The organism is Haloferula sargassicola (genome assembly GCF_040362925.1).
GTDB classification, from domain to species: Bacteria; Verrucomicrobiota; Verrucomicrobiia; order Verrucomicrobiales; family Akkermansiaceae; genus Haloferula; species Haloferula sargassicola.
Genome location: NZ_BAABRI010000022.1, coordinates 63,586 through 80,154 on the forward strand (window position 1 = coordinate 63,586; position 16,569 = coordinate 80,154).

Sequence of the window (16,569 nt, forward strand, 5' to 3'; positions counted from 1 at the left end):
ATGGGGGAGTTGGGTTTTTGAAAACGAAAAACATCATCCCGCTCATCCCGCGTATCCTGCGCCAAACTCCCTTGCCGCCCGCCGTTTCCCCGAGTCTCTTGGCGCACGCGCATGGCGGTGGATTTGAAAGCGAAGCTGCGGGAGGTGCCGCACAAGCCCGGGGTCTATCTGATGAAGGACCGGCTGGGCTCGATCATCTACGTCGGCAAGGCGCGTGACCTGAAAAAACGGGTGTCGTCGTACTTCATGGCCTCGCGGAAAACCCGGGCCGACCTGAAAACGCGTGCGCTGATCGACACCATCGTGGATTTCGAGATCCACACCGTCCGCAACGAGGCCGAGGCGCTGCTGCTCGAGGGCAAGCTGATCAAGGACTACCGGCCGCGCTACAACGTGTCGTTCCGCGATGACAAACGCTTCCTCCTGGTCAAGCTCGACCCCAACGAGCCGTGGCCGCGCTTCGTGTTGACGCGGCTGAAGCGCGACGATGGCTCGCGCTACTTCGGCCCCTTCGCCCACTCCGGCGCCCTGCGGGCCACGCTTTCCTGGGTGAACCGCAGATTCGGCCTGCGCGTCTGCCGGCCGCGGGAGCCGGATGAGGTCGCCTACAAGCACTGCAATGCCGACGTGATCCGCAACTGCACCGCACCGTGCGTCGGCCGCATCACGCGCGAGGACTACATGAAGCGGGTCGACGAGGCCTGCGAGGTGCTGTCGGGAAAAGGCCGCCGCGAGATCTTCGACGAGATCGAGCTGGCCATGGGCAAGGCGGCCGAGCGGCTCGATTTCGAAAAGGCGGCCTTGTTGCGCGACGTCCTCGACAACCTCAAGAAGACGCTCAATCCGACCCGCCAGTTCACCCGCGGTCGCGGCGTGCCGACGACCGTCAAGCCGACCGAAGACCTCGCCGAGCTGGGCGAGGAACTCGGCCTCGCCGGTCCGCCGCGGGTGATGGAGTGCTTCGACATCTCGAACGTCTCGTCGAACCACATCGTGGCCTCGATGGTGCGCTTCACCGAGGGCCGGCCGGACAACCAGAACTACCGTCGCTACCGCATCCGCACGGTCGCCGGGCAGGACGACTTCGCTTCGATGGCCGAGGTGATCCGGCGAAGGTACGCGCGGATTTTGAAGGAAAACTCGGACGCCGCGCCGGATTTGGCGGAATCGCAGGAGGATGTGGTGGAAATCCAGCGCCGCCTCGCGAAGGAGGGCCGGGCGAGGATCGTCCTGCCGGACCTGGTGATCGTCGATGGCGGCAAAGGCCAGCTCTCTTCGGCGGTCAGGGAGCTGCGGCAGCTCGGGCTGCACGAGCTGCCGGTGATCGGCTTGGCGAAGCAGCGGGAGGAGGTCTTCGTGCCGGGAAAAAGCGACCCGATCGTGATCTCCCACGAGCGCGGCGCGCTGAAGCTTTTGCAGCGCATCCGCGACGAGGCCCACCGTTTCGCCAACGGCTACAACGAGTTGCTGCTGCGCCGCCGGATGAAGGAAAGCGCCCTCGACGACTGCCCGGCGGTCTCGCCGAAACGCAAGCAGGCCCTGCTGGCGAAGTTCGGCAGCGTCGCGCGCATCCGCAAGGCGAGCGTGGGTGAGATTGCCGCCATTCCGGGCATCTCCGAAAAGAGCGCCGAGGCGATCCTGGAGTGGCTGGCGTAGGAGCAAAGGAGCGCCGATGATGAAATCGGCATGGCCTTGCCGGAGGAGTCGGCGATCTCTCGCTAGAGTGCCCCGCAGCTTCGAGGCACCCTATCGAGACTCTCCAGGCCCCCAAGCCGAGGCGATGCCGATTTCATAATCGGCGCTCCACTTGGGGGCGCTGCTTGCTACCGTCCCGCCGTGACGAGTTGGGAAACGGCGGTGGAAACGGTTCGGGCGTGCATCCGGAATGGAGTGCGCGAGTTCGTGATGTGCGCGGGGGCGCGCAATGCGGTGCTGGTCGAGGTGCTGGCCCAGGCGGAGGAAAAGGGCCACGTGACCCTTCGGCGGCACTTTGAGGAGCGCGCGGCCGGGTTTTTCGCGCTGGGACGGACGATGCACGGCGAGCCCTGCGCGGTGGTGACCACCAGCGGCACGGCGGTGGCGGAGTTGCTGCCGGCGGCGATCGAGGCGCGCTACCAGGGCCGGCCGCTGGTGCTGCTCACGGCCGACCGGCCGGCGGCGTTTCGCGACAGCGGGGCGCCGCAGTCCATCGTGCAGCCGGGGATTTTCGGCGGCTACGCCGGCAGCGGGAACTGGGGCGTGTGGGATCGCCGCTCGCCGTGGCATGTGAACGTGGAGCTGGAGGAGGAGTTCGAGGTCGGCGAGTTTACGCTCAGCCATGAGACGCTGAAGAACGAGGTGAGCTGGCCGCGGCTGGCGACCTCCGGGTTGGCGCGCTGGTTGAAGGACGAACTCTATCGCGGGCTGGTGGTGATGATCGGCGAGTTGGAGCCGGACGATCGGGAGGACGTCTATCATTTCGCGCTCGATCTGAAGGCGCCGCTGGTGGTCGAGGCGACCAGCGGGCTGCGCGAGGCGCTGGGGCCGCTGGCGCTCGCCGATCCGGACCGGATTTTAAAACAACAACCGCCGGGAAAAATCCTGCGTCTCGGGGCGGTGCCGAGCGGACGATTCTGGCGCGACCTTGAAAACCTGCCGGACACGGAGGTCTGGAACATCACTTCGAGCGGCTGGCCCGGGCTGGCGCGTGAGTCGCACACCACGGTCGGGCCGGTCGGCCGCGTGATCCGGGCATTGGGCGATATCGAGGAGGCCGGCGATGCCTTCGACTATCTTTCCAGGAATTCCCGCGCCGCGGCGGAGATCGACGAGCTGCTCGAAGCTTATCCGGAGAGCGAGCCCGGCTTGCTGCGGACGCTCTCGCACTATGTGGCGCTGGGCAACGGCCTGTTCCTCGGCAACAGCCTGCCGGTCCGCGAGTGGAACCTGTTCGCGCAGTGGGAGCAGCCGATCGCCGAGGTCCGCGCGAACCGCGGGGCGAACGGGATCGACGGTCAGATCTCGACCTGGCTCGGCTGGACCGCTGCCCGCGAGGACGCGTGGTGCGTGGTCGGCGACCTGACCGCGCTCTATGACCTGGCGGCCCCGGCGATGCTCGGGCAGGTGGTGAAAAAAGGTCGTGTGCTGGTGGTCGTGAACAACGGCGGCGGGCGGATCTTTTCCCGCGTGCCACGGCTGGCGGCGATGAACGAACGGGCCCGCGAACTGATGCTCAACCCGCACGAGATTTCGCTCGAAGGCTGGGCGAGGATGTGGGGGATGCGCTACCTGCGGATCGCTTCTCAGGACGACTTCGACGGGCTCGACCCCGGGGGCGATACCCTGCTTGTCGAGCTGGTGCCCTCGGCGGAGGAAACGGAAGCCTTTTGGAGACAGTGGCATGACTGATGGCGCCCCGAGTTGGCTGGATGCCTTGCGCTGGAAGCTCGGCATGGGGCCGGACGAGCCGAAATCCGATGCGCCGGACACGCCGGCGGAGGTGGTTCCGTGGAAACGCGCGGCCCTGCCGGAGTCGGGCTGGCGCGTGAGCTGGCTCGGGCATGCGGCGTTTCTTCTGGAAGGATGCGGGCGGCGGATCTTGATCGATCCGGTCTTCTCGGACCACTGCGCGCCGCTGCCTTTCAAGTCGATGAAGCGCCTGGCGCCGCCGCCTTGTCCGCTGGCAGAGATCGGCCGGGTCGATGCCGTGCTTTTGACCCACACGCACTACGATCATCTCGACCTGCCGACCCTGCGGAGAATCGGTCCGGAGGTGGAGTTCGTGGTCCCGGACGGCCACGCGGACTGGCTGCGGAAAAAGGGCTTTCCGAAAACCCGCGAGCAGGAGTGGTTCTCCAGCGACGAGCTTTTTCCGGGCATCCGGGTGACGGCCACCCCGGTCCAGCATTTCACCGCGAGGACGCCCTTCGATCGCGGGCGGGGGATCTGCTGCGGCTGGCGGGTGGAGGGTGGCGGGGCGTCGCTGTGGCATGCGGGCGACAGCGGTTACGGCCCCCTGTTCAAGGTGATCGGCGAGCGGCTGGGGCCGGTGGATTTCGGCATGATCCCGATCGGGGCCTACGCGCCGCGCTGGTTCATGGAGCCGGTGCACATGACTCCCGAGGAGGCGGCCGTGGTGTTTGCGGAAACCAAGTGCCGCCGGGCGGTGGGCATGCACTGGGGCACCTTCCGCCTGACCGACGAGCCGCTAGGCGAACCGCCGATCCGGCTCGCCGAGACGGGGACGGACGGCTTTTTCACCGGCAAGGTGGGGGAGAGCTGGAGGGTGGACTGAAGCAGGCGGTGTCGTGGATCCGGGAGGTGCGGCAATCTGCCCATCCCGGGATGCATCTTGCATTTGGAGGCGGAGGCTGCATCTGCCTCGCCGGCCTCGAAAGGCGGCGCGGTCGCTGGCTCGGCACGTGCGAGAACCTCCCGTATGAACCGGCCCACGCCGTGGCCTGAGGGCGTGCCTCAGGATATCGCGCACCAGCACCGAAGTTGGAAACTGCAGCGTATCGGGCGGGCGCTGATCGTGGCCGGCATCGTAGCCGCGGTGTGCGGGCTGTTCGGCCCCGGCCTCTTCAGCAGGGGCCTCGCGGGGGAAAAGACGGACCTCGTCCGGGCGGAGTATTTCCGCTGCGTGCACATGCAGACGTCGAATTCGCTGCATCTGCATGTGGGGGCGAACGCAGCGCGGGGCGGAGTGGTGCGGGTGTGGATCGACCGCCGGTTCATGGAACGTCACTTGATCGGGCGGATCACTCCCGAGCCCGCGCGGGCGAGCGTCAATGCCGACCGCATCACCTATGACTTCGAGGTCACCGAGCCCTTCGACGGGTGTTCGATGACGTTCGACCTCAAACCCCACCGTCCAGGTGTGCTGCACGGCAGCGCCGGGACCCGAGATCATCGGGTTCGATGGACCCAGTGGGTCTACCCCTGAGGCGGCGGAATGAAGGCCGCCCCCTTTTTGAAATGATCCACCGCTCAAGCCCATGGAAGCATCCCTTCGAGCCGTATTGGTCTACACGTTCCTGTTCGTGATTTTCCGAGTCAGCGGGAAGCGTTCTCTCGGGCAGGTGACGACCTTTGATTTCGTCCTGCTGCTCATCATCGCGGAAACCACCCAGCAAGCACTTCTGGGAGATGACTTTTCCGTCACGAACTGCTTTGTTCTGATCGGGACGCTGTTCGGGATCGATCTCGGGTTGGCGCGTCTGAAGCGCCTCTTTCCGCGGCTTGACAAGTGGATCGAGGGTCAGCCTCTCGTCATCGTCGCCGAGGGGAAGCCTATTTACCGATACATGGAGCACGCCGGAGTGGGAGAAGATGACGTGCTGCGCGCCGCAAGGGAGCTCCACGGGCTTTCGCGGATGGATCAGATCCAGTTCGCGGTCCTCGAGCGAAACGGCGGCATCACCATCATCCCGGCCGACCCTGACCGGTCGTGACCTCTCGCCAATCCTCGCTGCAACCGCTTGGGACGCCCCTCCAGATGCCGCGAGGCGGAGCTTGGAGCGGGGAAGTCGCTCCCTGACCGAACGGTTACCTGCCGGGATTTGCGGATTTCTCGTCCGATGGTTGAACAAAGTCATGCGGAGTGATCGCTTTTTCGGCATGCTCGGCCTTGTCGCCTCGCTTGTGTGGAACCTGACCCGTCGGCCGGCTGCCGGGGGGCTGGGCGCCGTGCTGCGATGGCTCGGCGTGCTGCTGCTGGCGCTCGCCTGGCTGCCATCGTGCGTCGGCGGCGTGCTGGTCATGTTCCCCGGCAGCGGGGGACATGAGGTCCGCTGCTCCTTCGATCAGCAGGGCGGGCTGATGCTGACGCTGCATCACCCGGACAAGGCCGTGCTGCTCCGCCACCACACCTTTCTGGAGGACCTGGCCGTCGGCCGATCGGAGCAGGACCATGAGGACCACCACCTCGCCATCGGCGGGGGAAACAAGCCACTGCCACCGGTGGCCGCGACCAGAGAGGCGGGTTCGTCGCCGGTCCGGCTCGCTGATGCCGCGGTGGCACCGGTGCCCGTGACACCGGCTCCTGCGACCCGGCGGACGCTTTTTCCGCGCAGCGATGGCTCGCGCGCCGGCCCTCCGCCTTGGCGGGGCGGCGTGATGAGGATCTGACGAGGTGAGTGCTTCACCCGGCCGACCGCCGGGTGGACGTTCCTCCCTGCGGCGTTTCAGCCGACTCGTTTCAAGCCTCCAATCTCGCGCATTCCATGCTCATCACCTTTCACTTTCCTTCCCCCGGCTCACTTCAGGTAGCCGTCGACGGCTTCCTTGCTCGGATCCCAGTACTGGATCGAGCTGATCTTGCCGCCCGAGATTTTCAGCACGGTGACCTTCCCCGGCTGCTGCGGGAAGCGGGCCATCAGGCCGGCGTCGTCGCCGAGGATGATGCGGTGGGCATACTTGCGCATCTTCGGCAGGGCGAACATGCGGCCGATGCCCGGCATGCCATGGATGTTGGCCATGAAAACGGCCTTCTTCGAGGGCAGGAAGGGGGCGCCCTTGGCGTCGAGCGCCGCGTTGGCCGCCTTGCCGGTGTCCATGTCGTGGCTGACCAGCAGGTAGCGCGTGCCGGAGGGATCGAGCGTGAACGCCTTCTTGTGCGCGTCCTGGGCCGAGAAGGCGTCGATTTTCTGCCCGGTCTTGTAGGGCTCCGCGAGGCAGGGCAGGGCGAAGAGGGCGAGCAGAAGGAGGAGAAGCGAACGAACTTTCATGGCGACTTGTTTTTGAACTGAATCCGAAAACCCCGAACGACGATGAACACGAAATCCACCTGTAGGGCGCTTGTTGACAACAAGCACCGCTCCGCCGGAAAGGCGATGAAGAAATCGATCGGCCTCGCGCTTTGCGGGCTGATGCTGGGCGCGGGGGCGAACGCCGCCACGATGAAGGTCGACAAGGGCCGCAGCCGGATCCAGGTCGATGCCAAGGCGACCGGCCACTCTTTCACCGGTACGCTCAAGGACTACACGGCCAATGTGCAGGGGGACGCATCATCGCTGAAGCCCCAGGCCTTCGAGCTGAAGTGGACCTTCGACAACCTCAAGACCGGCGAGAAGGACCGCGATGAGAAGATGCTCGAATGGCTGGGCGGCGCCAAGCCGGCGGGCAGCTTCACGTTCACCAAAACCTGGGACAAGGGCGGCCAGCATTACGCCATGGGCAACCTGACGATCCACGGTGTCAGCAAGGCGATTTCCTTCCCCTACACCGTGCAAAAGGACGGCGATTGGGTGACCATCGACGGCACCGCCACGATGGACTACACGAATTTCGGCCTGCCGATCATCCGCTCGATGGCGCTCATGACGGTCAAGCCGGGCCTGAGCATCCGTTTCCACCTGGTGGGAAAAATCTAACCGTATCCATGACTCCTGACTCTTGGTGGTCCAAGCGGACCGGTTGCGCGAAGGCGCTGATGGCGGAGAGTTTCCGCCAGGGCATGGGCCGGCCGGACGGCATGGAGCGCCGCCTCGCCGCGGCGCTCGGTGACCTGCTGGCGCGGCCGGGCTCGCTGACGCGCGCGGTCACGGCCTACCTGGTCGGGATCCAGATGGGCGTGCCGGAAGGCCGGGCGCGGGCGATGGCCTGCGGGATCGAATATCTGCACACCGCCTCGCTGGTCTTCGACGACCTGCCGGCGATGGATGACGCCCGCGTGCGCCGCGGCATGCCCACGCTGCACGTGCTGCATGGCGAGGGCGTGGCGATGCTGGCGGCGCTGGCGATGATCAACCGCGGCTACACGCTGCTGTGGCAGGGCATGGGCCAGGCTTCCGCCGGGCGCCGCGAGCTGGCGGGCGAGTGGGTCGATCGCTGCCTCGGCACGCACGGGATGATCGGCGGTCAAAGCCACGACCTCGGCGGCTGGCGCGATGGCCAGAGCGTGGCCGACGTCAGCGAAGTGGCCGCGCGCAAGACCGGCGACCTGCTGCGGCTGACGATCGTGCTGCCGGCGATGGTCGGGCGTGGATCCGAGCGGGAAATCCAGCTGCTCGACCGGCTGGCCTTGCTACGAGGGTTGGCGTACCAGGCGGCCGACGACGTCAAGGACGTCATCGGCGGCGCCGGCAAGTCGGCCGGGCGCGACGAGGAGCTGGGGCGCCCGAACCTGGTGGCGGCCGAGGGTTTCCACAACGCGGTGGCCCGGCTCGGGCGGCTGGTGGAGATCGGCGACCGCGTGCAGCGGATGCTTCCCGGACCGGCCGAGCGCTGGGGAATGCTGGCCCCGCTGCGGGTCGGCGTGCCGGAGGGGGTGGAGGCGATCGGGCTTTCCCTCGGCTCGGCGGTAGTGTGATGTGCGGCTGGCGATGAGTCTCTGGAAATTGATTCTTACCAACCTCCGTCGCCATCGCGTGCGCACGGCGATCGGGGCCACGGGCATCGCACTCGGGGTGGCGACCATGCTGAGCGTGGTCGGCCTGCTCGGCGGCGCGGTGAAGATGTTCGAGAAGATCCTGCGCAGCGATGCGGAGATGGTCGTGTTCGAGAAAAACGTCTCCGACCTGTTCTTCAGCAACGTGCCGGAAACGCTGGTCGACGAGCTGGCCGCGCAGCCCTTCGTGAAGGAGGCGCAGCCGGTGCTGTTCACGATCATCACCGCGCCGGACCGGCCGGTGATCACCTGCTTCGGCATCCGCGCCAGCGACGGCCGGCTTTCCAAGGCGGAGTGGCTCAGCGGCGGCGAGTCGGGTTTTTCCGATGGCGGCCGCGGCGTGGTGCTCGGGGAAAGGGCGGCCGGCTTCCTCGAGGCGAAGGCCGGCGACGAGGTCCAGCTCGGCCAGGAGACTTATCCGGTGGCCGGTGTGGTGCGGATGGAGAATGGCTTTGAAAACGGCGGCGTGTTCATGCCCTTGGCCGAGTGCCAGCGGGCTTTCCACAAGGAGGGTGTGTCGTCGGTGGTGACCGTGGCGCTGGCCGAGGGCCACGAAACGAAGGAGGTGAAGGCGTGGATCGAAAAGAACCACGGCCGGCTGACGGCGCTGGAGAACGAGGAGTTCAGCAAGAGCTACTCGCAGTTCCGCATCATGAAAACGACGGCCTGGGTGGTCGGCGGCTGCGCCTTCCTGCTGGGCGGGCTGAGCGTGACGAACACGATGATCCTGTCGGTCTTCAGCCGCATCCGCGAGCTGGCGGTGCTGCGGGTGTGCGGGTTTTCGCGCGGTCAGCTGGCGCGGATGATTTTGGGCGAGTCGCTGGCGCTGTCGGTGATCGGCGTGCTGGCCGGCTGGCTGATGTCGATCGGCGGGCTGCGGCTGCTGAAGGCGCTGCCGGCGCTGCAGGGCTACATCGAGCCGCAGGTCGGCCTGATGGAGGTGCTCGGCGCGGTCGCGCTGGCGCTGCTGACGGGGATCGGTGGCGCGTTGTATCCGGCGGCGCATGCGGCGAGGTTGAAACCGGCGGAGGCCCTGAGGTTCGAGTGATGATGATTGAGATCGACGACGTGTGGCGCAGCTACGATGAAGGTCGTATCGAGGTGCTGAAGGGCGTGACGCTGACGGTCGAGAAAGGATCGACCGTGGCTTTGGTCGGGAGTTCCGGCTGTGGGAAATCGACGCTGCTGAACGTGATCGCCGGGCTGGAGTTTCCGCAAAAAGGAAAAGTCAGCGTGGCGGGTCGCGGGGTCGAGGACGAGGTCTCGCGCCGCGAGCTGCTGCGCCACACGGTGGGCTTTGTGTTTCAGCTCCACCACCTGATGACCGGGCTGACGCTGGAGGAAAACCTGCTGGTTCCGGCCGTGGCGGTGGGGATGTCGAAAAAGGACGCCCGCGGGCGGGTGCTCGAGTTGGCGGCCGAGACCGGCCTGTCCGAGCGGCTCGATCGCCGGGTGCGCGAGCTTTCCGGCGGCGAACGCCAGCGTGGGGCCTTGTGCCGGGCGTTGATGAACCGGCCGCAGGTGCTGCTGGCGGACGAGCCGACCGGTGCCCTGGACGAGCGGAACCGCGAGGCGGTCTTCGATCTTCTGATGCGGCTGGTGGCCGAGCACGGGCTGACGCTGGTGATGGCCACGCACGACATCGAGCTGGCGCGGCGATGTGGGCGCGTGGTGAGGATGCGCGATGGGAGGGTCGAGGAGTGAGTGGGGAGGGTGGAGGAGTGAGTGCAGGCGTCCGGATCGCCGCCCGGCACGCGCTCGGCTGGCTGGTGGCGGCGAACGCGGCGGGGCTGTGGCTGTCGCTATTATTGTTGCGCGCGCAACTACTTTCGGGCGAGTGGAGCTATGGTCGGTGGGTGCCGGTGCATTTGAACGGGCAGCTCTACGGGTGGACGGCGCTGCCGCTGGTGGCGTGGCTTTTCCGGATCTACGAGGTTCCTCGTCGATGGGCGGAGGCGGCGGTGTGGGCGTGGACGGCGGCGCTGGCGCTCGGATGCCTGGGCTGGTTGCAGGGCGGGAGCTCGGGGAAGGTGTTTCTGGATTGGAAGGGGGGCAGCCTCGCGGGATTGGTGGTGGCGATGGTCGTGTTGTGGCTGGCGCTGCTGATCGGAGCGCTGGCTTCAGCCGGCGCGCACCGACCGGGACGGCTCAAGCCAGCGCTCCGATGGCTCGGCTTGATCGCTCTGGCGGCAGTGCCGTTCATGATGAAGATGGCGGCGTCGCCGGATGCCTATCCGCCGATCGACGAATCGACGGGCGGGCCGCTGGGATCGAGCCTGCTGGGGTCGACGCTGTTCGTGATCGGGCTGATGCTCCTGCTGCCGGCGAGCCTGGCCCGGCCCGTCGTGAAACGCGGGGCGAGCTGGCCGGTGATGGGTTTCTTCGGTTTTTCCTGGCTGGCCTTCGGGCTGGCGGAGGCGGCGGGCGGAACGCATCGCGACTGGTGGCAGATCGGGTCGATGCTGCTGCTGCTGCCGTGGGCACTGCTGCTGCCGCGGTGGTGGAAACGCTACGAGTGGCCAACGGCTTCGCGGCCGTGGCGGGTGGCGATGTTCGGCTGGTGGGCGCTGCTGGTGGTCAGCGGGGTTACGGCGTATTTCCCGGAGGTGCTGGATCGGCTGAAATTCACACACGGGCTGGTGGCGCACTCGCACTTGGCGATGGCGGGGTTCACGACCTCGTTCTGCGCCTGCCTGCTGACGCTGATGGGGGTGAAGGTGGGAAATGCGGCGAGTATCGTCGTTTGGAACGGGGCGGCCCTGGGGATGGTGGCGGTGCTGATGGCGATGGGCTGGGGGGAGAGTGCCGGATACGGGTGGATGATCGAGGCGCCTTGGTGGCAGGTGGCGGGTTTTGCCGTGAGGAGCTTGGGTGGGCTGGTGATGCTGGGGGCTTCGGTGAGTTGGTGGATGGGAACGGGGCTGGAAGCCCCGGCCGCGGATCCGGTGACGGGAAAGGGGGTGACGGCGTGAAGCGGTTTTGCAGGTGGTGGAGCCTGGGCGTCGGCGCGATGGATGCGACCACCGGGCTGCTGCTGGTTTTTTGCCCGGCCTGGGTGCTCGCGGCCTTGAAGATCGAGGGCGTGTCGCCGGAGAGCCTGGTGTTTCTCCGCTGGATCGGCGTGTTCGTGGGCTCGGTGGGGCTGAGCTACGGATGGGCGCTGCGCGGTGCGGGGGAGACGGTGTGGAAGTTCACGGCGCTGGTGCGGACGCTGGTGGCGGCGTTTGTGACGGTGAGCATCGTCGACGGCTCGCTGGTGCCGGCCTGGGCCGGGGTGGCGGCGACGGATGCGGTGGTGGCGGTGGTGCAGATGGTCGGGCTCCGGAAACGCTGGTGGCGATGAGCACGAAACTGCGCGCGGCCGGCGTGGTGGCGTCGGTTTATGGTTACTTCCTGATCTTCGCGCAGTTCGCGTTCGTCGAACTGATGCGAGGGCGGGGCATCGGGGTGGAGCAGGAAAAGCTGGCGCTGGGAGTGATGGCGGTGGCCGGGGTGGCGGCAGGGTTTTTGAGGGCGTGGAGGGGCGTGAAGGTCGCGCGGCTGCGGACGGCGATGGTTTCCTGTGCGGTGGCCGGGGCGGTGGCGCCGATGATTCAGGATCTGGCGGGGTTCCTGATGGTCACCCTGGTGACGGGCGCGGGGATCGGGATCGCGACGGTCTCGGTGGCGACCCTGTTGCCGCGGTGGGGCGGGGTCGCGTGGGTCGGGCTCGGAACCGGGCTGGGATACGCGCTGTGCAACCTGCCGTGGGTGTTTTCGGCGGAGCCGGGGATGCAGGCTTGGGTGGGGGCGGGATTCGCGCTGTTGGGGGCGGGGCTCGTACCGGGGGTGGTGGAACCGAGCCGGTTCCACCACGGCCTGCCCCGGGCCGGGGCAGCCACGGTGGCGGCGGTGTTCGCGTTTCTGGCGCTGGTGTGGCTGGACTCGGCGGCGTTTTTCATCATCCAGCACGACCGCGACCTGAAGGAGGGCACGTGGGGAGCGGCGATGTTGTGGCGGAATGCCGGGCTGCACCTGGCGGCGGCGCTGGTGGCCGGGTGGTGGCTGCGGTGGGGCGGCTGGAAATCCCTGCTCGCGACCGCGTGGGCGATTCTGGCGGTGGCGGCGTTGGCGGTGAACGGTGAGTCGAGCCGCGGGCTGGCGGGCTGGTGGTATCCGGTGGGGGTTTCGCTGTACTCGACCGCGCTGGTGGCGTGGCCGGGGTTTCTCTCGGCGGCGGAGGATGAAAAGAAGGTCGCCTGGCGGGCGGCCTGGGTGTTCGGCGTGGCGGGTTGGTTCGGGTCGGCGAACGGGATCGGCATGGCGGAGACGCTGCAGCGGGTGCCGCAGGAGTTTGTGGCGATCGCCGGGGTAGTGATTGCCGTGGCGGTGCTCGGTTTCCGGAAATGGCCGGCGCTGGCGGGCGTGGGCGTGGTGTTGCTGGCGGGCGCGGTATTTTCGCGCCGCGGCGACAGCCCGGGAACGGCGGTCGAGCGCGGCCGGGAAGTCTATCTCGCGGAGGGCTGCGTGGCCTGCCACTCGCGCTACGTGCGGGAGGTCGATCCGGCGGGCTGGGGGCCGCCCTCGGTGCCGAAGGAGGTGCTGGCGGAGTCGCCGGTGCTGATCGGCAACCGCCGCCAGGGGCCGGACCTGACGCATGTCGGGGCGCGGCGATCGGCGGCGTGGCTGCGCGAGCATTTTCTGGATCCGCGGAAGCTGGTGAAGGACAGCACGATGCCCTCGTATGGCTACTTGTTCGGGGACGGGCGCGGGGACGACCTGATCGCCTGGCTGTTGGCCGGGCAGGACGAGGCAAGGCGGTGGCGGGCGGAAAAGGCGGTGACTTGGCAGCCGGCGGGGGAGCCCGAGGGCGATGGGGCGCTGCTTTTCGCGACGCACTGCGCGGTCTGTCATGGACCGGAAGGACGTGGTGATGGGGAGTTGGCCGATCGTTTCGCGAAGCGCCCGGCCAATCTGGTGGATGGACCCTTCGTCTGGACCGCGGACGAAACGACCGTCGCCCGGGCGATCCGCTGGGGCCTGCCGGGCACCGACATGCCGGGGCACGAGCTGATTTCCGAGGGCGAGGTGCGGGCGCTGGCGGATCGGGTGATGAGTCTGAGAAATCCGCCGACCGAATGAGGCACGGGGGCGATCGGGTTCCCGCTTGACGCTATTTCCCGTGGCTCCCTAGCCTTCCGAACTGACTCGCGAGCGCCACAACCCCTCGCGGAACGTCATTTCACCACCAAACGCCAACGCCGTGGAACTCAAGGAACTTCGCAAGATCGTCGAGCTCATGAACGAGCATGGATTGACCTACTTCGACATGTCGAAGGACGGCTTCCACCTGAAACTCAAAAAGGGCCAGGACCTCGAGTCGCTCAAGTCGCTCATGTCGGCCCTGCCGATGGGCTACGCCGCCGCCCCGGCCCCCATGCAGACCCCGGCCCCCGCCGCCTCCCCGGTCCAGGCCGCCGCGCCGACCGAGAGCGGCCCGGCGAGCGACGGCGAGCCCATCACCTCGCCGATGGTCGGCACTTTCTACCGCAAGCCGTCGCCGGATGCCGAAAACTTCATCAGCGTCGGCGACACGATCAGCGACGGCCAGACGCTGTGCATCATCGAGGCCATGAAGGTGATGAACGAGATCAAGGCCGAGCGCTCGGGCACGATCACCGCGATCCTGGTCGACGACGGCACGCCGGTGCAGTTCGGCGACACGCTTTTCACCATCAAATAACCAGCCCGCCCGGCTTTTCGCACCCCGACACGCATGTTCAAACGCGTCCTTGTCGCCAACCGCGGGGAAATCGCCCTGCGCATCATCCGCGCCTGCCGCGAACTCGGTGTCGAGTCGGTGGCCGTCTATTCGGAGGCCGATGTCGATTCGATGCACGTCCAGCTCGCCGACGAGGCCGTCTGCATTGGCAAGGCCGCCAGCAAGGACAGCTACCTGAAGGCCGACCGGATCATCGCCGCCGCCGAGATCACCGAGGCCGAGGCCATCCACCCGGGCTACGGTTTCCTCTCGGAAAACGCCCGCTTCGCGGAAATCTGCCAGAGCTGCAACATCCGTTTCATCGGCCCGTCCTCGGAGGTCATCACCAAGATGGGCGACAAGGCGACCGCCCGCGCGACCGCGATCGAGAACGGCGTGCCGATCACCCCCGGCACCGAGATCCTGCCCGATGCCAAGACCGGCCTCGAGGAGGCCAAGAGGATCGGATTCCCCGTGATGATCAAGGCCACCGCGGGCGGCGGCGGGCGCGGCATGCGCCCGTGCTTCGATGAAAAGGACTTCCTCAAGCTCTTCGAAGCCGCCTCGAACGAGGCCCAGGCCTGCTTCGGAAACGGCGATTGCTACCTCGAGAAACTGGTGCTCAACCCTCACCACGTCGAGTTTCAGGTCATCGCCGACTCCCACGGCAACTTCCTCCACCTCGGCGAGCGCGATTGCTCGATGCAGCGCCGCAACCAGAAGATCATCGAGGAATGTCCCTCACCGCTGCTCACGCCCGAGCTGCGCCAGCGGATGGGCGAGGCCTCGGTGAAGCTGATCGAGGCCATCGGTTACGAAAACGCCGGCACCATCGAGTACCTCGTCGATGACAAGGCGGAGAACTTCTATTTCATGGAAATGAACACCCGGATCCAGGTGGAGCATCCCGTGACCGAGGAAGTGATGGGCTGCGAGCTCATCAAGGAACAGATCCGGATCGCCGCCGGCGAGCCGCTCTCCGAGCACGTCCTCAATGCCGCGCCGCGCGGCCACTCGATCGAGTGCCGCATCAACGCCGAGGACCCTTACCACAACTTCGCCCCCAGCCCCGGCACCATCGACCTCTGGTATGCGCCGGGCGGCAAGGGCGTGCGCGTCGATACCCACGTCTACTCCGGCTACACGGTTCCGCCGCATTACGACTCGATGATCGCCAAGCTCATCGTCACCGGCGCCAACCGCACGATCGCCATCGCCCGCATGAAGCGCGCCCTCGGCGAGTTCATGATCCGCGGCATCAAGACGACCATCCCCTTCCAGCAGGAAATCCTCAACCACCCCGACTTCCAGTCCGGCGACTACGACATCGGCTGGGTCGGTCGTTTCCTCGAGGAAAAGAAGCTCTGAAACGGGGGCGGCGGGCATCGACCGCCGGACAGGAAAACGGCCGCTCGCCTGCGGAGGCCTGCCGCTTCGAGTCCCTCCGGCGCCGCCCCCTTCGGAACACGTCCACCAACCCTGATTCCACGTGCGCTCCCGACTCGCCTCCGCCCGCCTCTACGCCATCCTCGACCTAGGCTACACGCCGGCCGCGGACCTCGAAAACGTGGCCAGCCAGCTCCTCGATGGCGGCGCCGACCTGCTCCAACTCCGCGCCAAGGGGCATGAGCCGGAGGAAATCGAAGACTTCGCCCGCCGCGTCCAGCCACTGTGTCGCGAGGCCGGCGTGCCGTTCATCGTCAATGACTTCCCGGACATCGCCGTGCGCGCCGGCGCCGATGGGGTCCATATCGGCCAGGACGACGGCTCGCTGCTCGAAGTGCGGAAAATCGTCGGCGCCGACATGATCGTCGGCCGCTCGACCCACTCGCCGGACCAGGCCCGCGCCGCCGTGGCTGAGGGCTTCGACTACATCGGTTTCGGCCCGCTGTTTCCCACGCCGACCAAGCTCGGCCGCCCCGGCATCGGGCTGGAAAACGTGCGAGCGATCGAGGCCGAAGTCGGCTCGGCAATCCCGCTGTTCTGCATCGGCGGGATCAAACGGGCGAACCTGGCCGAGGTCGTCGCCGCCGGTGCAAGGCGGGTCGTGATCGTTTCCGACCTCCTCACCGCCCCGGACATCACCAAGGCCGTCCGAGCGGCCCGCGGAACGATCGCTCCATAGACGCCGCCCACCCAGAGGCCGCTGCCGAGGAAATCGGCAACCATGGAGCGCCGATGATGAAATCAGCATCGCCTCGTCCCTACGCCTTGCTCCTTCTCGCTAGGCAGCTCCGCAGCCCCCGAAAAAGGAGCGCCGATTATGAAATCGGCATCGCCTCACCTCCGCCGCTTGCTCCTTCTCGATAGGCAGCCCCGCAACCCCCGAAAAGGCGTAAGCCCCCGAGCGACCGCCGTTGGATTGGGGTGGACGCTGAGGGTCGGATGGATCAGGCGACGCGCTTGAGGTCGCGGGCGGCGGGATGCTTGGCGCGGTTTTCGGCAGCCCAGACTTCCGGCA

17 protein-coding genes are annotated in these 16,569 nt (G+C 67.0%); 16 read left to right on the top strand and 1 reads right to left on the bottom strand.

Annotated elements, in window-relative coordinates; genetic code table 11:
- The first annotated feature begins 111 nt into the window (after positions 1–111).
- From ABXH26_RS17260 to ABXH26_RS17285, 6 genes are all read left to right on the top strand, one after another.
- The gene (locus tag ABXH26_RS17260; RefSeq protein WP_353568346.1) at positions 112–1,656 is read left to right on the top strand and encodes an excinuclease ABC subunit UvrC; all 1,545 of its coding nucleotides are present in this window, start codon (positions 112–114) and stop codon (positions 1,654–1,656) included.
- A 180-nt stretch (positions 1,657–1,836) separates the two neighbouring features.
- Complete coding sequence (locus tag ABXH26_RS17265; protein WP_353568347.1) at positions 1,837–3,387, top strand: thiamine pyrophosphate-binding protein; 1,551 nt, start codon at positions 1,837–1,839, stop codon at positions 3,385–3,387.
- Positions 3,380–4,273 carry an MBL fold metallo-hydrolase gene (locus ABXH26_RS17270; protein WP_353568348.1) on the top strand — a complete coding sequence of 298 codons (894 nt, stop codon included), beginning with the start codon at positions 3,380–3,382 and terminating at the stop codon, positions 4,271–4,273. The genes ABXH26_RS17265 and ABXH26_RS17270 overlap by 8 nt, the downstream gene beginning before the upstream one ends.
- A 144-nt stretch (positions 4,274–4,417) precedes the next feature.
- Positions 4,418–4,924: a hypothetical protein gene (locus ABXH26_RS17275; RefSeq protein ID WP_353568349.1), complete on the top strand. Its 507-nt coding sequence runs from the start codon at positions 4,418–4,420 to the stop codon at positions 4,922–4,924.
- 52 nt (positions 4,925–4,976) lie between these two features.
- Positions 4,977–5,432 (top strand): DUF421 domain-containing protein, encoded by a 456-nt coding sequence (locus ABXH26_RS17280; RefSeq protein WP_353568350.1) that lies wholly within the window; start codon positions 4,977–4,979, stop codon positions 5,430–5,432.
- Positions 5,433–5,574: 142 nt separating this feature from the next.
- Entirely contained in the window at positions 5,575–6,108 is a 534-nt protein-coding gene (locus ABXH26_RS17285) for a hypothetical protein (protein ID WP_353568351.1), read from the top strand.
- Between the two features lie 128 nt (positions 6,109–6,236).
- On the opposite strand, the gene ABXH26_RS17290 is transcribed toward ABXH26_RS17285, so the two are convergent.
- Positions 6,237–6,707 carry a hypothetical protein gene (locus tag ABXH26_RS17290; protein ID WP_353568352.1) on the bottom strand — a complete coding sequence of 157 codons (471 nt, stop codon included), beginning with the start codon at positions 6,705–6,707 and terminating at the stop codon, positions 6,237–6,239.
- Positions 6,708–6,749: 42 nt separating this feature from the next.
- Between ABXH26_RS17290 and ABXH26_RS17295 the strand changes: the two genes are divergently transcribed.
- From ABXH26_RS17295 to thiE, 10 genes are all read left to right on the top strand, one after another.
- A complete protein-coding gene (locus ABXH26_RS17295; RefSeq protein WP_353568353.1) occupies positions 6,750–7,352 on the top strand; it encodes a YceI family protein in 603 nt (200 codons plus the stop codon).
- Between the two features lie 8 nt (positions 7,353–7,360).
- A complete protein-coding gene (locus tag ABXH26_RS17300) occupies positions 7,361–8,290 on the top strand; it encodes a polyprenyl synthetase family protein (RefSeq protein WP_353568354.1) in 930 nt (309 codons plus the stop codon).
- Between the two features lie 13 nt (positions 8,291–8,303).
- Positions 8,304–9,416 carry an ABC transporter permease gene (locus tag ABXH26_RS17305; RefSeq protein WP_353568355.1) on the top strand — a complete coding sequence of 371 codons (1,113 nt, stop codon included), beginning with the start codon at positions 8,304–8,306 and terminating at the stop codon, positions 9,414–9,416.
- Positions 9,416–10,072, top strand: coding sequence for an ABC transporter ATP-binding protein (locus tag ABXH26_RS17310; protein ID WP_353568356.1), 657 nt, complete (start codon positions 9,416–9,418; stop codon positions 10,070–10,072). The genes ABXH26_RS17305 and ABXH26_RS17310 overlap by 1 nt, the downstream gene beginning before the upstream one ends.
- A gap of 17 nt (positions 10,073–10,089) precedes the next feature.
- A complete protein-coding gene (locus tag ABXH26_RS17315; RefSeq protein WP_353568357.1) occupies positions 10,090–11,340 on the top strand; it encodes a hypothetical protein in 1,251 nt (416 codons plus the stop codon).
- A gap of 38 nt (positions 11,341–11,378) precedes the next feature.
- Positions 11,379–11,711: a hypothetical protein gene (locus ABXH26_RS17320; protein ID WP_353568358.1), complete on the top strand. Its 333-nt coding sequence runs from the start codon at positions 11,379–11,381 to the stop codon at positions 11,709–11,711.
- Positions 11,708–13,489 carry a cbb3-type cytochrome c oxidase subunit II gene (locus tag ABXH26_RS17325; protein ID WP_353568359.1) on the top strand — a complete coding sequence of 594 codons (1,782 nt, stop codon included), beginning with the start codon at positions 11,708–11,710 and terminating at the stop codon, positions 13,487–13,489. The genes ABXH26_RS17320 and ABXH26_RS17325 overlap by 4 nt, the downstream gene beginning before the upstream one ends.
- Positions 13,490–13,610: 121 nt before the next feature.
- Complete coding sequence (gene accB, locus ABXH26_RS17330; RefSeq protein WP_353568360.1) at positions 13,611–14,090, top strand: acetyl-CoA carboxylase biotin carboxyl carrier protein; 480 nt, start codon at positions 13,611–13,613, stop codon at positions 14,088–14,090.
- A 33-nt stretch (positions 14,091–14,123) separates the two neighbouring features.
- Positions 14,124–15,476: an acetyl-CoA carboxylase biotin carboxylase subunit gene (gene accC / locus ABXH26_RS17335; RefSeq protein ID WP_353568361.1), complete on the top strand. Its 1,353-nt coding sequence runs from the start codon at positions 14,124–14,126 to the stop codon at positions 15,474–15,476.
- Between the two features lie 121 nt (positions 15,477–15,597).
- Positions 15,598–16,233: a thiamine phosphate synthase gene (thiE, locus tag ABXH26_RS17340; protein ID WP_353568362.1), complete on the top strand. Its 636-nt coding sequence runs from the start codon at positions 15,598–15,600 to the stop codon at positions 16,231–16,233.
- Positions 16,234–16,569 lie beyond the last annotated feature (336 nt).